Origin of the sequence: Candidatus Aalborgicola defluviihabitans (assembly GCF_016705985.1) — a bacterium.
GTDB classification, from domain to species: domain Bacteria; phylum Pseudomonadota; class Gammaproteobacteria; order Burkholderiales; family Burkholderiaceae_C; genus Allorhodoferax; species Allorhodoferax defluviihabitans.
Map to the genome: position 1 here is coordinate 15,402 of NZ_JADJKN010000017.1, position 12,539 is coordinate 27,940.

A 12,539-nucleotide genomic window follows, 5' to 3' on the forward strand; every position below is an offset into this window, starting at 1 on the left:
GCGTCCTTATGCTGGGTTCTGGAACAGGAATGCAGCCGTGTTGTAGGCCACGTTGGGGCGGCGCTCAAACGTTGCACCGTAGATCCAGCTCTTGGTGGCGTTGTCAAAGTACGGTGTCTCTGCGTACGGGTGGTCAGGCAGCACATTGGTAAAGCCAAATGCAGGCTCAGCCAGGCTGATATCGCCACCACCCGCGCCACCAATGGCGGGGGCATAGGCCAGAATGGCATTGTTGCCCCACACGTCTTGGCCAACGCCTGCCGCGTCGTGGTAAATCGCATCGCCCACCACAATCTCATCCACCTTGAAAATGGTCTTGAGCTGCTCGATAGTGGCTGCACCCAACTGGGTGTTGGGCAGGTAGCTGCGGACCTCGGCATTGCCTTCAATGGCCGCCATCGCATCGGCACCCACCACCAGCTTGTTGGGCCGCTTGCCAATCTTCTTGCGGATCACGTTGGACGCGGCCCGCACATCGGTCACGGGCGTGCCGGTTGCAGCGCTCCACTTGGTACCACCCGCCAAGGCCGTTACGTGGCCCGCAGCGTAGGATCCGCTCAGGGTTGCCAGGGCAGACACTTCGAGCTCGTAGTCCAGGGCCCAGAATGTCATTGGCAGTCACCATCGCGATGCGACTGATGTCCAGTGTAGTTGCCCACGTTCAAGCGGCGGCTCTCATCGCTCTCGCGAATCAGCTCGCGCGCAATCGGCACCTCGACCGAATACTGGTCAATGGTGTAGACCTTGCCCTCATACTTGATCTCGACCCGCTTGGTGGCCGTGCCAGGTGCGCGGCGCAGGTTGTAGCGCTTGAAGCGTTCATCGCTCAACTGTGCCAGGGTGATTGCGCTCAGTGCCTGTGGCAGGCGCTGGAACAGCCGTTCGGCGCTCATGTTGCCCTGGCCCAAACCCAACAGCAGGTTGGACAGGATCGGGCTCTGGTTGAGGCGGGTTTGTGCGGTGGTCATCATGATGGGATGGGTCCTTTAAGAAAGATGTGCGGTTGAATGGGGGCGCGGGTCAGCTGGTAAAGCCCACCACGGCCGTCAATGCCTCGGCGTACTGCACCTTGTGCTCGCGGGCATAAGCACGGGCACGGGAATCAATCTCGGCCTCGCTCAGGCCAGCGGCGCTACCGGCGCCAGGGCCGCTGCCAGCGGCATGCTCGCCAAAGTTCACGACCGGCTTGGCGCGGGCGATCAGATCCTTGAGAAAGTCCACTGCGGTCACGGTCTTGGTGGCGCCCGCTTCAGCAAAGCTCACTTCTTTGGAGTCGGACAGCGTAGTCATCACGGCGACGGCTGCATCTTTTCCTTTGGCAGCAGGCAACCGGCTTTGATCTGCGCTTCGCAGAAACTGGTGAACCCGGCCACGCGATCACGCTGGGCGGCTTCGGCAAACTGGGCCAGTTTGGTTTTGGCTTCTGCGGCTTCGCCTTCGGCCTTGGTGCGGGCAGCGTCAGAGATAGCGGCTTGCGCTTGCGAAGCGGCCAATTGGTCTTGCAGCTCTTTGGTCATACGGATTTGCTCCTGGTTAAAAACGGGATCGGACTCGGAAAAACTCACGGTGCCGGTGGCATCACCCTCGGCAAAGTCGGCCAGGCCAGCAATGGCCGGTGGCTGCGCACCCAGAAAGGCGACGTGGCGCAAATACCAGTTGCCGGGCTTGGGGTTGTTGCTGTGCTGTGGGGGGTAGAAGCTGGCGCTGCGCTTCTTGAACATCTTGGCGTCCACCATTTCGGCGAACTGCAGTTGCACTGGTGCGTATCCATGGCCAGGTTGCCAGCACCGTTGAGCGCCAGGCCTTTGACCCAGCCGTAGGCAGGCAGGTTGTGTGCGGGGTGACCCACTGTCAGCGGTGCTTCGCGCAGCGGGGTCGTAGCTGGATACCATGCCCGCCACGTCTGCCGCGCTGAAGTTGTGCACCACGCCAGCGTCGTCGGTATGCGTACCGGCGCGGAAGATTTCAATCTGCGGGGGCAGACTTGCGGTAGCGTTTGCGGGGTTTTTGGATGCCATGCCGCAAGTGTCGGCAGGCGTATCCCAGCGGGATAACTAAAGCGTTTTAGCTTTTGTGGTCTGCATCAACCTCACACGCGCGAGGCACCACCGATGCAGGGGCAGTTGGGTTGCGTTGATCTAGCCCAGTTCCAGCTTGCCTTGGCGGCGGGCGATCTCGTCCGCCATCATGGCACCGATGATCTGGCGCACCCGCATGGGGGTCAGGTTGTAGGCGCGGGCCAACGTGTCGTAGTTGCGGCCGTTAAAGCGCTCAAACATTTCCCGGTCGCGCAAGCTGGCCCTGCAGCTCACACCCTTGGCCAAGTAGAAATTCCCTCCGCCGATCTCTGCGCTGAGCCGCTCAGTCTGGCGCAAGGCAAGCAGGGCCAGCTTTGTGAGCCGCTCAGCCGATATCGGTGTCTCTGCGATCTCTTCGTCTTCCACCAACTGGACGTACAGCCATTCAGCCACCATGCGCAGATTGTCCGGGTAGGCCTGATCCACCAGTGCATCAAACGGCGCCAATTGCTCGGCCTCAAGCATTTTGAGCTCCATTCTTCTGCGGTTCCACGCGGCGGATCCAGCGCTTCAGTGCCTCAATCACGCTGGTGATCTGGTAGCTGTTCAAGAAGCGCCAATGGTCGATCTTCGTTTGTCGCGCCACGTAGGCCATCAGCGCCGCATCGGTATCAGTGTGCACATGACCGGCCGTGGCCAGCGCGGCCCACAGCGCCCGCGCTTTGTTCCAGCGCGCGTCCTGGTCGTCATCCACGCTGCGTTGTTCTGGTGGACGCTTGGGCACGTAGGCGGGCTTGGCGCCCTGGGCCACAGCATCACGGGCCTGCAGGTTGCTCAGGTGGGCCAGGTACTGGCGGCGCTGCAGGGCCGTCATGTCAGCCGCGCTGTATTTGCCGGTGACCGAGAACTTGAGGGCGGACGCATCTTCCTTGCTCAAGTGCAAGTTCTTTTGCGCCATGTGGATGGCGGCCAGGTGGCTTTGGCGCGTGGCGGGCTTGGTCATGCATCCACCCAGCCTTTCTTCGCATCCCACCGCACCAACGCATGCTGGAAGGAGTCAGCGGTGGCAATGCGCAGAGTTGTGCGGCCATCAGGGTCGGCAATGGTGACTCGTCCACCACGTCCAGGTCAAAGTTCAGCACATCGCGCCAGGCGCCCTTGCTGTTGATTTGCAGTTTGCATGGGCGGGTCATGCCGCCTCCTGTGTTTCTTCCTCAACACCCTTCAGCAGGGCCTTGACCAGCTTGTCAACGCCAGCGGTGCTGTCGGTCACAAACACCACGTCGCCCGTCTCTTCCACGCTCACGCCCAGCTTTTTAAGCTCGGCCACGCTCAGCGCCGCCAGTGCGGCCTTGACGGGCTTCTCTGTCGTCTTGCAGAGCACGTCAAACTGCTCGGGGAAGTGGCGGCGGATCAGCTTGACCACCTGGGCGTCGTCTTCCCAGTCGATCTTGCCCTTGCCCTTTTGGTAGCCCAGCTTCAGGCCGTGCAGCACCACGCTGCGGGGCTTGGTGAACAGCGTGGGCACGCGCTCAATGGCGCTTTTGAGGGCGGCATCCGCCTCGGCCACGGCAGCAACGGCACTGCGCAGGCCTGGCAGCTTGCGCCGGGTGGTGGTTTCGATTTCAGTTTGCAGCGTGGTGGCGCGATCAGCCAGCAGGTCGCGCGCGGCGCGCAGCGTTTTGGCGGACTGCTCAATCGGGTCAAAATCGTTGGTCATGATGATGGGCTTTCTGTGGGTGGGGTAAATCAGCAGCGCAGGCCAACGGTGGGTAGGCGCTGAAGTCCATGGCGCCGAGCGCAGCGCTGGGCCTGCATCGGGCACATACAAAGGGCCGTGCATGCGGTCATATTGCGGGGGCAGCACCGGGGGGCAGTACGCTTGCGTGGAGGCGATCCGCTCGGCATCCTGGTCAACATCTTGCGGGTGCGGCCCCGGTGCCCACAGCATTTCGTCATCGCGCAGCACGCGGTGCACGTGCTTGGACTCGCGCAGCTTGTTCAACACACGCAGCAGCTTGGCCGGGTCCGTATGGCTGGACCAGCCGTCCACCTTGGACAAGGCCAGGTCAATGTCGACCAACCGGGTGGGTCCATTGGCCTGCAGGTGCGCCACGATGGTCAGCGTGATGGGGCTGCGCAGCGATCCCTTTGGCGGGGTGATGGTTTTGTACGAGCTCATGGTTTGGGTTCCTCCTGGTTGATGTGGGGTTGTGCGCTTGGCGCGTGCTCTACCTGGCTGACATCGACGGCGCGGGCAGCGTCAATACCCTTGACCGTGAGCTCCAGCAGGCCGGGGGACCGGGTGCTGCGCGCTACCTGGCCAGCGGCAAGCATGGGGCGAAGCACCCGGCGGATGTAGACACTGGGGCGACCGATCAAGCGCACTAGCGTGGCCACGCAGGCACCACCTGTGTTGGACAGGTGCCAGAGGATTGAGGGGCGGATGTAGCCGCTCACAGCAGCCACCCCGGCAAGTTGAGGTAACCGCTGAAAAAACCCAGCACTGCCACTACGGCACCCAGGGCAATGACTGCGGCCGCCAAGTCTGCAGCCCAGTCGTCATAGGTGGAAGGCGCGGGGCCTTCGATGACACCTGGGGCGAATGGGAAGCGGTTGGGGCCGGGTGGGCCGTCGCATGGCAGGTGGCATTCGGCATGGCCATGGCAAACACCCTCCTGGTGGCATGTTTGTTTTTGCATCATGGCAACCTCCTGGCAGAAATACGTTTTGCGTCTGGAAAGCTTTCCAGCGCCTGGATGACAGCTGCGCAGCCGTCGCTGCACAGGCCATAGCAGCGGCCTTGTGAGCCATCGGCCATCGTGATTTGGATCAGGTAGGTGCGCATGGCTCAGCACCCCCCGATCACGTCAGCAGTCACCTTGGGCCAGGCGGCGCGGGCGGCAGCGTTCATGGCGCGGGCCACCAGGTTATTGACGACCAGGGGGTAGCAGGCACTGGTGGCGTCGGTTGGCTTGCCGCCGCGCGGCATGCGGATCAGGCGGGCGCGAATGGCGTCAAAGGCATCTGGCTCAAAAACGTCGGCCAGCTTCAAATCAAACCGGGCAAACTTGTGCTGCAGATAGCCTTCGAGCTCGGCGTCCAGCGGATCCAGCGTGACAGTCTCGCAGCGCTGGGCCACTTCGCGCACCTCGGCGTTCTGGCTGCTCAGGCGCTGGCGCAGTTCGGGCTGGCCGATCAGTGCAATGCCGATCAGACGTTGCATGCCGTCCTTCAGCTCCAGGAAGCGCTTCAGGTGCTTGAGGGTAGCAAGCGGCAGGCAGTGCGCCTCTTCAATCACGAGCAAGTGATGACGCCCCACGGCCCGGCTGGCCTTGAGCAGGTCATGCACCTGGCGGAAGCGCGCCTCACTGGACTGCTTCAATATGACACTCGGGTCCAGCGCGACGGCGATGGCCTCGGCGATCTGCATGGACTTGAGTGTCTTGCCCCGGTCGTCTGTGCCCTCCATGCCCAGCACATAGGGTCGGATGATCACAATGTCTTTGCCCTCGGCGCGGATGCGCTCCTGCAGGTCTTCGGCCAGCGTGCTTTTGCCAGCGCCTGATTCGCCCACTACCGCAATGAAGCCGTGGTGTTGCGCACAATCGGTCAGGGCGGCACGCACGTAACGCACGCTGGGTGTCTGGAAAACGTCTGCAGGGGTCTGCACGTCATCGACAAACGGATTGCGCGCCAATTTGAAGTGTTTGCGAGTCTCTGGTTTCAAACCTTCGGATACAAGTAACATCGAATCTTCCTTTTCTGTTTCGTTTACGGGGACGGGGGGAACGGCCTCAGGGGTGTTCAAGACCTCTGGGGCCAACTTCTTATGGTCAAGGGCGAGCATTATTTTTTCGACCTGACTGCTATCGAGTCCTTTTTCTTCTACTAGATAGGACTGGATGATTTCTAGCGCCGCTGCCTGGTTGGTTCCATACGCTGGCCATCTGCCGTGTGCACAGACACGACTCACGGCTGACCGCGATACACCGCTGGCCATGTACAACTCTTGCTGCGTGATTCCAAATTCTTTTAGAACCATGGTTCCAGTCACTCGTTTAGCAACTGGTTTAACGGCCCGCGCAGGGCGCTTGACCGGGTGTGGGTGCCACGGTGGCCTTAACCCCACCAATGAAAACGCTGTGAGCCGGGCTCTTTGGACTTTGTGCCCTATTTAAGGCATCACTTACGGCAAAAGTTTTCCGCCATGCGATCAAGCTGGCGCTGTCCAGACCAGGATAGGTGCCGGCCCGAATCTTTTTCAGCACTCCCGGCGATATGCCTACGGTCTTGCATATTTCCTTCTTGGTTTGATCTAGCAGGGTCAGCTTGAAGATGGTGTTGATCATCAAGGGATTGACTTTTCGGACGCTCATGCTTCATCTCCATGCATGCGGTACGCCACCTCAGCCGCCGCACGGGCGTTGGTGATCTGCTCACGCATGCTCACGTTGAGCATGGTCAGCAGAAAGCCCAGAGAGGCGCGGTCTACGTGGGCGAGGTCTTCATTGCAATTGAGCTTCTGCGGCGAGAGCATTTGCTCTATGGCCTCGAAAGCGGTGAAGTGGCAAGCAAGATCGTCAAGCGCGTCAACGATGTTGGTGACGGCAATAGCCGGGGACGTGGGGGTGCGAGTGTGTGCCATAGGTTGGCTCCAAGGAGTGTGGTTTGCAAAAACCACCTCCCCAGACGCCAATCCAAGGAGGTAGCTCGGACAGGGTTGGCGTACCGGACACCCCTTGCAGGAACCGGCGGCCTCACGGCCCCCCATCCGAGCCACCAAAACTGGGGGCACAGACAACGAAGCCGCAGCGACTGCGGGAGTCCTACGGCTTTCGTCGTAGGGGTGTGACAGGACGCCAATCCTGACTGCGCTTTTTTTGCACAGCGAGCGAATCATACGCCACCTCCGACCACAACACGCAGCCCGGTGCGCACCGTCAGTCGGGCATACACGCCGTCCAACTGATCTTCCAGAATGCCGCCAGAATAGATTTCCATGAGGGTCGAAGACATGTCCGGGGTAAGCTTCATCCCCCGTGCCATCAAGGCCTGGGCCACTTCAAACGTGGTCAGGGTTTGCACCGGCAGGGGCGTGCTGGTGGTAGTGACCATGGGCACCATAGGCGTTCCGCGTTGAATCAGCGGGATTGGCAGCACGGTCTCTTTGGCTTCGCGCAGCGGGTCTATGCGACCACCAAACGGCAAGGTCTTAGCCTTTCGTGCCGCCTGCTCCTCCGTATCGGTATCCACCCCCATCGCCAACCGCTTCACTAACTTGCGGTTGGTGTCGGCCCGTGTGTCGGCATGGCGGCCATGGTCTCCAAAATTACATTGGCGTCTTCACGGAAACCCACCTCGTTGCGCAGCACCAGCGGCACCGTGTGCAACAGCTCAGTGCCGTCTGCAGCCGTGTCCACCACGCACGCGCTGTCAGGCGCATAGGGGTTATACGTAACCATTAGCTTCTCTCCAACCACCAGGTTCTCAAGGGCACTCACATCAAACTCGCGGCCTTTGAAACTGACCGTCAGCGTTTGGCTAACCTGGCGCTCTTGTGGCTCGTGCGTCATCAGCTCGCGGCACAGATCGGGCGCGGGGGCCGTGCGCAATTGGTCATGTGTGATGGTCAGCCACACGTCTGTACGGGTGCGCCCGTGGCGGCTGTGGATTGCGGTCGCATTGAAGTGCCGCGCCCAGGCCAACGCAAATTCATTCAGCTCGTCCAGGCTTGCAACGGGGACAGCTTGAGCGAGCTTTCAAACTTGCGCTCCACAATGTCCTGGCCCGTTTCAACCTGCCCCGTCACGCGGGGCATTTCCCGGCGCATGGGCGTTGGTGATCACCTGCAGGCGCCGGGCAAGGTTTTTAAACAACCCGCTGGTCATCGCACTACCCATGTCCATCATCAGCACCCGGGGAACACCAAACATGATTTCCGAGCCGCGCTGCTGGATGGCGGCGATAAAGCTCTCTGACAGGTTGACGCCGCTTTCTGCGCCCAGCACATAGTTCGCAAAGACTGCGCCGCTGTAGTGGTCTGTGGCCACATAGCGCCATACCCGCTCGCTCTCAATGCGGGCCAACGCAGCGGGCTTGTTTTTGTAGAACTTGTCGAACTCCATTACTTGCAGACCGGCATCCCGTACGCTGGTGGGCCGCAGGTAATACAGCACGCACAGCGAGGCATCAATCTGCCAGACGTGGTTGGGGTGCAAGCTACGCAGCTCGACGCAAGGCGATGGGCGCAGCAACTGGTCGGGGTGCAGGCAGTACAGCTTCAGCCCCTTGGACACGGCGCTGGCGCTGAGCCGTATCAATTCACCCGTATTTTTGTCCAGCCGCTCAGCGCGCACGATGCCTTCATAGCGCAGATAGGTCAGTGCGTGCTCTATCGAAACCAGTTGCTTGTTATTCTTGCGGTGACTCTCCATCAGGTGCGCGCTAATGATTTGCGCTTCCGCCTCGCTTAGCGCTGTGGTGCCTGCATCGGACCGCTTGCGCCGCACGGGACGCACTGCAACTTTGTTCAACTGGCGGTACACAGTGCTCTTGGACTTGCCTGTGCCGGCGCAGACTTCGCTCAGTACAGCGCCCTTTTGGCCGCGCGGCGCAGTGGCCGCCCGTTGGGCTACGTGTACCAACAAACTGGTTCCAGGTGCTGAAATTGTTGCCATGATTTCAATTGCCTGGAAACGACTCACCCGGAAACAATGCCTCGATTGCCTCCTGCATATCGGCAATGGTGTTCAACGCGGTGTTGATCCACTTCAGGGTTTCGCTGGGTGACTTTTCCAGGTACGCGCTGCTGAAACGCAGTTCATCCACCACTTGCAAAGAGTTTGCGAACAGCCCGCGCAGTGTCTGCGTTTGCAAATTCACCAAGCGGGCAAGCCGAGCCGTTTCAAACTCCAGCAGGCGCCCAGCCACCCGCAGCTCATGTGCGATAGGCGGTGCGGGCTTTTTGAAGTCAGTGACCGCGGTAAAAGCAGCTGGCAAGTCCCTGGTGCTCAGCGCTATCGTGCCAGCCATATCCCCAAGCATCGCCACCACGCATTGCAGTTCGGTGGGCAAGCTGGTGTCAAATGCATCATTCAAAGCATCGGTCATGGCTTACGCACCCTTCTTTGTGGGCATCCATTGCGCCGCATCCGCCGCAAGTTCCATGTCAGCGGCATTGCTCACGTCGGGCAGATCAAACTCGTCGCGGAGCGCCGTCAGATTGGCCTGCACTTGCCCCAGCCAGCCATGAAGACACTATGGTCATCGTCGCCGTGGTTCTTGATGGCAATGAGCCCTTTGCGTAGCTGCCCAAGAATGCAGCCATTGGCGTTGTGCATGAAGTCAGTGACTTCTTTTTGCAGCTCGGCCAGCACTGCATGGGGCGGCGCAGCCTGCACCCGTTTGAGCTTTGCGCGCAACTTGTCTGCAGCAGCGTTCTTGTCGGCAATGACGGCTTCCTTGGCCTTGACTTCTTCTTTGGCATCGGTGGCACCGTCCTGGGCCTGCGCCAACTGCGCGGCAGGTCTTCAATGATGGCCACAACTTCGATTTGCTTTCTGCTGGATGGCTTCTGCCACCGCTGTGCGCTGGGCGTCGGGAAGACTTCTGATTAGGCGCAGTTGCTTGCGGTTGAGGCCGAGGCGGTTGGCAGCGTCATAGGCAGTATCGCCAAGCGCCCGTAGAGTCAAGCTCTCCTCATTCATTGCCTTGTAGCCATTGCCAAAAACCAACCTGCAAAAATCATCGATGTTTTCTGCCTGGCAGAAATTTCCATCAGCGCCGCGAATAGCTAAGTCCTTGAATTTATTGGATTCTTTGATTTCTACGAACAGCTTTACTTCTGCCACGGCAGAAAATTTGCCGTATCACCCTGCGCCATTTGGATACCCCCGACTTGGCGGCCAAGGGTCAAATATCGCCGCTTCATGGCTTTGCTTTGATGCCACACCATCGACGCGCATCTGCACCATTGCTCCGGTAATCTTGGTTTGGTCAAGGCTGGGGTCGATCACGTCAACAACATCAACTTTTTTGGGTTTGCGTCCTGCGGTCATAAGTGCTTTCTTCAGTCTGGGTTACGGGAAAAACGTTGCTTGGACTCTTCAAGACGGCGCTCAGCGCGGTCAATCGAGGTCCAAACCTTGATGGCTTGTTGCGGCAATCGGGGCGTCAGGCGGCAAGCGCCGGTAGCGTCGTCGCGCTCGGCAACACCTGCCTTGACCAGGTTGTGCATGTCGCGGGTGACAATGGTTGCTGAGCAGCCCAAGGACTTGGCCAGTGCGCTGGGTGAGTAGCCGTTGATGGCATCACCGAACAGGAACAGCACCAGCTTGATCAGCCTTTGCTGAGATTCGTTGGTGTAGTTGGTTAGGGGCTTTCCTGTGGTCATTGCAGATCCTCCGGCAGGGGGTAGCTGATCACGGCCGACGTCCAGCGCTTGCCATGGCTGGGGCGCTGGGCTGACAGGTTGGCAATCTCCAGCATCTGGCAGGCCAACGCGTGCAACTGCTCGGGCGTGTAGTCCGCACTGTTGAACGGTCCGCCATCCAGCGTGACCAGCGGCTTTTCAAAGCGGGTGCGGGTGTGGGTGACTTGGATGCGCTTCATGGCTCAAAACTCCAATTCAGGGTTGGTGAACTGGCCCACATTGGCGTGGTGCCAGGCTACTTGGCTCAGGTGGCTCGTGAGCGCGGCCAGGGTCTCGGTTGCGTCGGCTTTGCCGGGGGCGCTGTAAAAGTCGGCCAGCAGTTGCAGGGCTGCGCCAAAGCAGCTATTCAGTTCAACCAGGTCGCCCTGGGTTACGGCACGCCCGGTGGGGATGTTGATCACCACCTTGCCCGCGCTGGCCGCAGCCCACTCGCTGGCGAAGTGGCAACCACAGGTCAGCTCATATGCGAGCAGCAAATGGAAGGGCAGCTTGCCGCTGGACAGCCACTTGTAGAGGCTGTCATGCGTCACACCCATGCGGTCAGCAATGCGCTCAATACTCAGATTCTTTTTTTCCTGGGCAAACTCTTTGCACAGGCGCAAGGCGTCAATGGCGCTGTTGGGGCGCACCTGTTTCCAGTTGCGGCGGGTCATTTGCCACCCCTTTCAAGCTGTGTGCGCATGGCCAACAGCGCCTCAATGGCTCGCGTGATGGCCCGTGCGGCTTCCTGCCCCTGCGACCTGTCAACCTGTGCCGCTGCGCCAGCTAGCAAGGCCTTTGCAACCTGAAACTGGAGGCGAGCAAAGTCCAATTGGACCGGCCCTGCATCAGTAGGAGCCTTCACGATCAAGTGACCGCTGGAAGCGGCAAGCTGTTTGCTGACAAAGAATGCCCCACACGCACGCTCAAATGCAGGCACTTCGACGATAGGCATCCGACCTGATTGCGACCACTTATAGACAGCGTCTCTGGTTGGTCCTGCCATGGCATCTGCAACCTCGCCCGTGTTACGGAGCAGCTCGATCCGCGCGTGTTCAAGACAAGCGGCTATTGCTGCCACAAAGTCATTAGGTTCGCAAGGATTCATTTTGGAAGCCCTCCGCTAGCGATCCGTACTTGGGCTTCTAAACAAATGCCCGAGCTGTAATGCGTCGGCGCAGGCTTTTTGGGCGCACAGTGTGCATTGCAACCCCAAACAGGAGCGATCCAATGGACCCATAAGGCTGTGATTTCATGCTGCTACGCCGTTTCCGTGACGTGACAGGCTGGGCTTCTCCGGCCACATGGTGCTGACCGGTATGCCGGTCACCTCAGCAATGCGATTCATCACACGGGCGGATTTACCCCGCCCGGCGATGACCATCGAAAAGGTGGAAGCACACAGGCCCATTTCATCTGCCAGGCGGGCAGGTGTGGTGTCCTTCATGCGGATTGCGGCCTTGATCTGTTCAGGGTGCATGGCTGGTATCCTTTGCGGTTGAAGTTGTTGGAAACCGCCGATATGGATCAAGTACTCGCGGTCAGTGACCGGTCCGAGTTCTGGAATGGTGGGGTGGGCCATGGTCAGAGGCGAATGAGTTTTTCAGCCACTTCGCGCCCTGCGCCAAAGGTGGCCTTGTTGACACCGCGCAGCACGTTGCTCACGGTGTGGTACTGGTAGCCATGGTTGGCTGCCCATTTGTGACGGTTGGTTTTGTTGGTAGAGCCGCTGCTTGATGTCATTGGCTCTCTGGGTATCAATCACGATTGACATGGCGTGTCCTTGTGGTGGTTGTCGAATTGATTGGTTTTAAATCGATATGTAGATATTACTCTACATAAATGGGAATTTCAATGACTGATGTAGATTTTTTTCTAGATGCGCTTGCCCGTCTTAAACATGAGCTGCGGGTAAGCAAGGACATTGAAGTTGCCGCAGCCCTGGGTATGGGTGATAAAGCGTTTAACGCGCGAAAGAAGCGCAATTCCTTCCCGGAGCGCGAGCTGTTAGCGCTGGCCGAAGCGCGACCTGAGCTTGGCATTGACACGCACTACGTGTTGACCGGTCAACGGCTCGTTGCCGCCAAGCCTGCGTGGTTGCGGCTGAA

Annotated in this window: 27 protein-coding genes; 1 reads left to right on the plus strand and 26 read right to left on the minus strand. The window is 59.7% G+C overall.

The genetic code is table 11. The features are described from left to right. Positions 1-6: 6 nt before the first annotated feature. The 26 genes from IPI80_RS15240 to IPI80_RS15365 all read right to left on the minus strand — a co-directional run bounded on the left by IPI80_RS15240 (position 7) and on the right by IPI80_RS15365 (position 12,174). On the minus strand, positions 7-612 hold the full coding sequence (locus IPI80_RS15240; RefSeq protein WP_413861566.1) for a hypothetical protein: 606 nt from the start codon (positions 610-612) through the stop codon (positions 7-9). Further along, positions 609-971 (minus strand): hypothetical protein, encoded by a 363-nt coding sequence (locus tag IPI80_RS15245; RefSeq protein WP_413861568.1) that lies wholly within the window; start codon positions 969-971, stop codon positions 609-611. The genes IPI80_RS15240 and IPI80_RS15245 overlap by 4 nt, the downstream gene beginning before the upstream one ends. A 49-nt stretch (positions 972-1,020) precedes the next feature. Next, positions 1,021-1,290, minus strand: a complete 270-nt coding sequence (locus tag IPI80_RS15250) for a hypothetical protein (protein ID WP_413861570.1) — start codon at positions 1,288-1,290, stop codon at positions 1,021-1,023. Then, positions 1,290-2,018, minus strand: a complete 729-nt coding sequence (locus IPI80_RS15255; protein WP_413861572.1) for a hypothetical protein — start codon at positions 2,016-2,018, stop codon at positions 1,290-1,292. The genes IPI80_RS15250 and IPI80_RS15255 overlap by 1 nt, the downstream gene beginning before the upstream one ends. 120 nt (positions 2,019-2,138) lie before the next feature. Next, the gene (locus IPI80_RS15260; protein WP_413861573.1) at positions 2,139-2,543 is read right to left on the minus strand and encodes a Mor transcription activator family protein; all 405 of its coding nucleotides are present in this window, start codon (positions 2,541-2,543) and stop codon (positions 2,139-2,141) included. Further along, entirely contained in the window at positions 2,536-3,021 is a 486-nt protein-coding gene (locus IPI80_RS15265; protein WP_413861575.1) for a phage protein GemA/Gp16 family protein, read from the minus strand. The genes IPI80_RS15260 and IPI80_RS15265 overlap by 8 nt, the downstream gene beginning before the upstream one ends. Positions 3,022-3,207: 186 nt before the next feature. Further along, complete coding sequence (locus tag IPI80_RS15270; RefSeq protein WP_413861577.1) at positions 3,208-4,200, minus strand: hypothetical protein; 993 nt, start codon at positions 4,198-4,200, stop codon at positions 3,208-3,210. Continuing rightward, a complete protein-coding gene (locus tag IPI80_RS15275; protein WP_413861579.1) occupies positions 4,197-4,478 on the minus strand; it encodes a hypothetical protein in 282 nt (93 codons plus the stop codon). Before IPI80_RS15275 ends, IPI80_RS15270 begins: the two co-directional genes overlap by 4 nt. Continuing rightward, a complete protein-coding gene (locus tag IPI80_RS15280) occupies positions 4,475-4,723 on the minus strand; it encodes a hypothetical protein (protein WP_413861581.1) in 249 nt (82 codons plus the stop codon). Before IPI80_RS15280 ends, IPI80_RS15275 begins: the two co-directional genes overlap by 4 nt. Beyond that, a complete protein-coding gene (locus IPI80_RS15285) occupies positions 4,720-4,866 on the minus strand; it encodes a hypothetical protein (protein WP_413861583.1) in 147 nt (48 codons plus the stop codon). Before IPI80_RS15285 ends, IPI80_RS15280 begins: the two co-directional genes overlap by 4 nt. 3 nt (positions 4,867-4,869) lie before the next feature. Continuing rightward, the gene (locus IPI80_RS15290) at positions 4,870-5,769 is read right to left on the minus strand and encodes an ExeA family protein (protein WP_413861585.1); all 900 of its coding nucleotides are present in this window, start codon (positions 5,767-5,769) and stop codon (positions 4,870-4,872) included. 322 nt (positions 5,770-6,091) lie between these two features. Beyond that, positions 6,092-6,397, minus strand: a complete 306-nt coding sequence (locus IPI80_RS15295) for a hypothetical protein (protein ID WP_413861587.1) — start codon at positions 6,395-6,397, stop codon at positions 6,092-6,094. Next, positions 6,394-6,666, minus strand: a complete 273-nt coding sequence (locus IPI80_RS15300) for a hypothetical protein (protein WP_413861589.1) — start codon at positions 6,664-6,666, stop codon at positions 6,394-6,396. The genes IPI80_RS15295 and IPI80_RS15300 overlap by 4 nt, the downstream gene beginning before the upstream one ends. Positions 6,667-6,917: 251 nt before the next feature. Then, positions 6,918-7,274, minus strand: a complete 357-nt coding sequence (locus IPI80_RS15305) for a hypothetical protein (protein ID WP_413861591.1) — start codon at positions 7,272-7,274, stop codon at positions 6,918-6,920. Positions 7,275-7,294: 20 nt separating this feature from the next. Next, the gene (locus tag IPI80_RS15310) at positions 7,295-7,726 is read right to left on the minus strand and encodes a hypothetical protein (protein WP_413861593.1); all 432 of its coding nucleotides are present in this window, start codon (positions 7,724-7,726) and stop codon (positions 7,295-7,297) included. 87 nt (positions 7,727-7,813) lie between these two features. Further along, positions 7,814-8,698, minus strand: a complete 885-nt coding sequence (locus IPI80_RS15315; RefSeq protein ID WP_413861595.1) for a hypothetical protein — start codon at positions 8,696-8,698, stop codon at positions 7,814-7,816. 4 nt (positions 8,699-8,702) lie between these two features. Continuing rightward, entirely contained in the window at positions 8,703-9,131 is a 429-nt protein-coding gene (locus IPI80_RS15320; RefSeq protein ID WP_413861597.1) for a hypothetical protein, read from the minus strand. Between the two features lie 107 nt (positions 9,132-9,238). Then, positions 9,239-9,535 carry a hypothetical protein gene (locus IPI80_RS15325; RefSeq protein WP_413861599.1) on the minus strand — a complete coding sequence of 99 codons (297 nt, stop codon included), beginning with the start codon at positions 9,533-9,535 and terminating at the stop codon, positions 9,239-9,241. A 15-nt stretch (positions 9,536-9,550) separates the two neighbouring features. Beyond that, a complete protein-coding gene (locus IPI80_RS15330; RefSeq protein ID WP_413861601.1) occupies positions 9,551-9,871 on the minus strand; it encodes a hypothetical protein in 321 nt (106 codons plus the stop codon). Between the two features lie 18 nt (positions 9,872-9,889). After that, the gene (locus IPI80_RS15335) at positions 9,890-10,078 is read right to left on the minus strand and encodes a hypothetical protein (RefSeq protein WP_413861603.1); all 189 of its coding nucleotides are present in this window, start codon (positions 10,076-10,078) and stop codon (positions 9,890-9,892) included. Positions 10,079-10,089: 11 nt separating this feature from the next. Then, on the minus strand, positions 10,090-10,413 hold the full coding sequence (locus IPI80_RS15340; RefSeq protein WP_413861605.1) for an IclR family transcriptional regulator: 324 nt from the start codon (positions 10,411-10,413) through the stop codon (positions 10,090-10,092). Further along, positions 10,410-10,631 carry a hypothetical protein gene (locus tag IPI80_RS15345; protein WP_413861607.1) on the minus strand — a complete coding sequence of 74 codons (222 nt, stop codon included), beginning with the start codon at positions 10,629-10,631 and terminating at the stop codon, positions 10,410-10,412. Before IPI80_RS15345 ends, IPI80_RS15340 begins: the two co-directional genes overlap by 4 nt. Before the next feature lie 3 nt (positions 10,632-10,634). After that, positions 10,635-11,105: a hypothetical protein gene (locus IPI80_RS15350; protein WP_413861609.1), complete on the minus strand. Its 471-nt coding sequence runs from the start codon at positions 11,103-11,105 to the stop codon at positions 10,635-10,637. After that, on the minus strand, positions 11,102-11,386 hold the full coding sequence (locus tag IPI80_RS15355) for a hypothetical protein (RefSeq protein WP_413861611.1): 285 nt from the start codon (positions 11,384-11,386) through the stop codon (positions 11,102-11,104). Before IPI80_RS15355 ends, IPI80_RS15350 begins: the two co-directional genes overlap by 4 nt. Positions 11,387-11,683: 297 nt before the next feature. Continuing rightward, positions 11,684-12,013 carry a helix-turn-helix domain-containing protein gene (locus IPI80_RS15360; RefSeq protein WP_413861613.1) on the minus strand — a complete coding sequence of 110 codons (330 nt, stop codon included), beginning with the start codon at positions 12,011-12,013 and terminating at the stop codon, positions 11,684-11,686. Positions 12,014-12,015: 2 nt separating this feature from the next. After that, positions 12,016-12,174 (minus strand): hypothetical protein, encoded by a 159-nt coding sequence (locus IPI80_RS15365; RefSeq protein ID WP_413861615.1) that lies wholly within the window; start codon positions 12,172-12,174, stop codon positions 12,016-12,018. A 99-nt stretch (positions 12,175-12,273) separates the two neighbouring features. On the opposite strand from IPI80_RS15365, the gene IPI80_RS15370 reads away from it, so the two are divergent. Continuing rightward, on the plus strand, positions 12,274-12,539 hold a 266-nt coding region (locus tag IPI80_RS15370), incomplete at its 3' end, for a helix-turn-helix domain-containing protein (protein ID WP_413861617.1).

What these genes read in the sequence shown, in the direction of transcription:
- IPI80_RS15365 (WP_413861615.1), bottom strand. Translation starts at nt 12,174, where the DNA reads ATGACATCAAGCAGCGGCTCTACCAACAAAACCAACCGTCACAAATGG.
- IPI80_RS15280 (WP_413861581.1), bottom strand. Translation starts at nt 4,723, where the DNA reads ATGATGCAAAAACAAACATGCCACCAGGAGGGTGTTTGCCATGGCCAT.
- IPI80_RS15265 (WP_413861575.1), bottom strand. Translation starts at nt 3,021, where the DNA reads ATGACCAAGCCCGCCACGCGCCAAAGCCACCTGGCCGCCATCCACATG.
- IPI80_RS15270 (WP_413861577.1), bottom strand. Translation starts at nt 4,200, where the DNA reads ATGAGCTCGTACAAAACCATCACCCCGCCAAAGGGATCGCTGCGCAGC.
- IPI80_RS15300 (WP_413861589.1), bottom strand. Translation starts at nt 6,666, where the DNA reads ATGGCACACACTCGCACCCCCACGTCCCCGGCTATTGCCGTCACCAAC.
- IPI80_RS15315 (WP_413861595.1), bottom strand. Translation starts at nt 8,698, where the DNA reads ATGGCAACAATTTCAGCACCTGGAACCAGTTTGTTGGTACACGTAGCC.
- IPI80_RS15340 (WP_413861605.1), bottom strand. Translation starts at nt 10,413, where the DNA reads ATGACCACAGGAAAGCCCCTAACCAACTACACCAACGAATCTCAGCAA.
- IPI80_RS15245 (WP_413861568.1), bottom strand. Translation starts at nt 971, where the DNA reads ATGATGACCACCGCACAAACCCGCCTCAACCAGAGCCCGATCCTGTCC.
- IPI80_RS15345 (WP_413861607.1), bottom strand. Translation starts at nt 10,631, where the DNA reads ATGAAGCGCATCCAAGTCACCCACACCCGCACCCGCTTTGAAAAGCCG.
- IPI80_RS15355 (WP_413861611.1), bottom strand. Translation starts at nt 11,386, where the DNA reads ATGCCTATCGTCGAAGTGCCTGCATTTGAGCGTGCGTGTGGGGCATTC.
- IPI80_RS15335 (WP_413861603.1), bottom strand. Translation starts at nt 10,078, where the DNA reads ATGACCGCAGGACGCAAACCCAAAAAAGTTGATGTTGTTGACGTGATC.
- IPI80_RS15285 (WP_413861583.1), bottom strand. Translation starts at nt 4,866, where the DNA reads ATGCGCACCTACCTGATCCAAATCACGATGGCCGATGGCTCACAAGGC.
- IPI80_RS15240 (WP_413861566.1), bottom strand. Translation starts at nt 612, where the DNA reads ATGACATTCTGGGCCCTGGACTACGAGCTCGAAGTGTCTGCCCTGGCA.
- IPI80_RS15255 (WP_413861572.1), bottom strand. Translation starts at nt 2,018, where the DNA reads ATGGCATCCAAAAACCCCGCAAACGCTACCGCAAGTCTGCCCCCGCAG.
- IPI80_RS15260 (WP_413861573.1), bottom strand. Translation starts at nt 2,543, where the DNA reads ATGCTTGAGGCCGAGCAATTGGCGCCGTTTGATGCACTGGTGGATCAG.
- IPI80_RS15360 (WP_413861613.1), bottom strand. Translation starts at nt 12,013, where the DNA reads ATGGCCCACCCCACCATTCCAGAACTCGGACCGGTCACTGACCGCGAG.
- IPI80_RS15295 (WP_413861587.1), bottom strand. Translation starts at nt 6,397, where the DNA reads ATGAGCGTCCGAAAAGTCAATCCCTTGATGATCAACACCATCTTCAAG.
- IPI80_RS15250 (WP_413861570.1), bottom strand. Translation starts at nt 1,290, where the DNA reads ATGACTACGCTGTCCGACTCCAAAGAAGTGAGCTTTGCTGAAGCGGGC.
- IPI80_RS15290 (WP_413861585.1), bottom strand. Translation starts at nt 5,769, where the DNA reads ATGTTACTTGTATCCGAAGGTTTGAAACCAGAGACTCGCAAACACTTC.
- IPI80_RS15320 (WP_413861597.1), bottom strand. Translation starts at nt 9,131, where the DNA reads ATGACCGATGCTTTGAATGATGCATTTGACACCAGCTTGCCCACCGAA.
- IPI80_RS15350 (WP_413861609.1), bottom strand. Translation starts at nt 11,105, where the DNA reads ATGACCCGCCGCAACTGGAAACAGGTGCGCCCCAACAGCGCCATTGAC.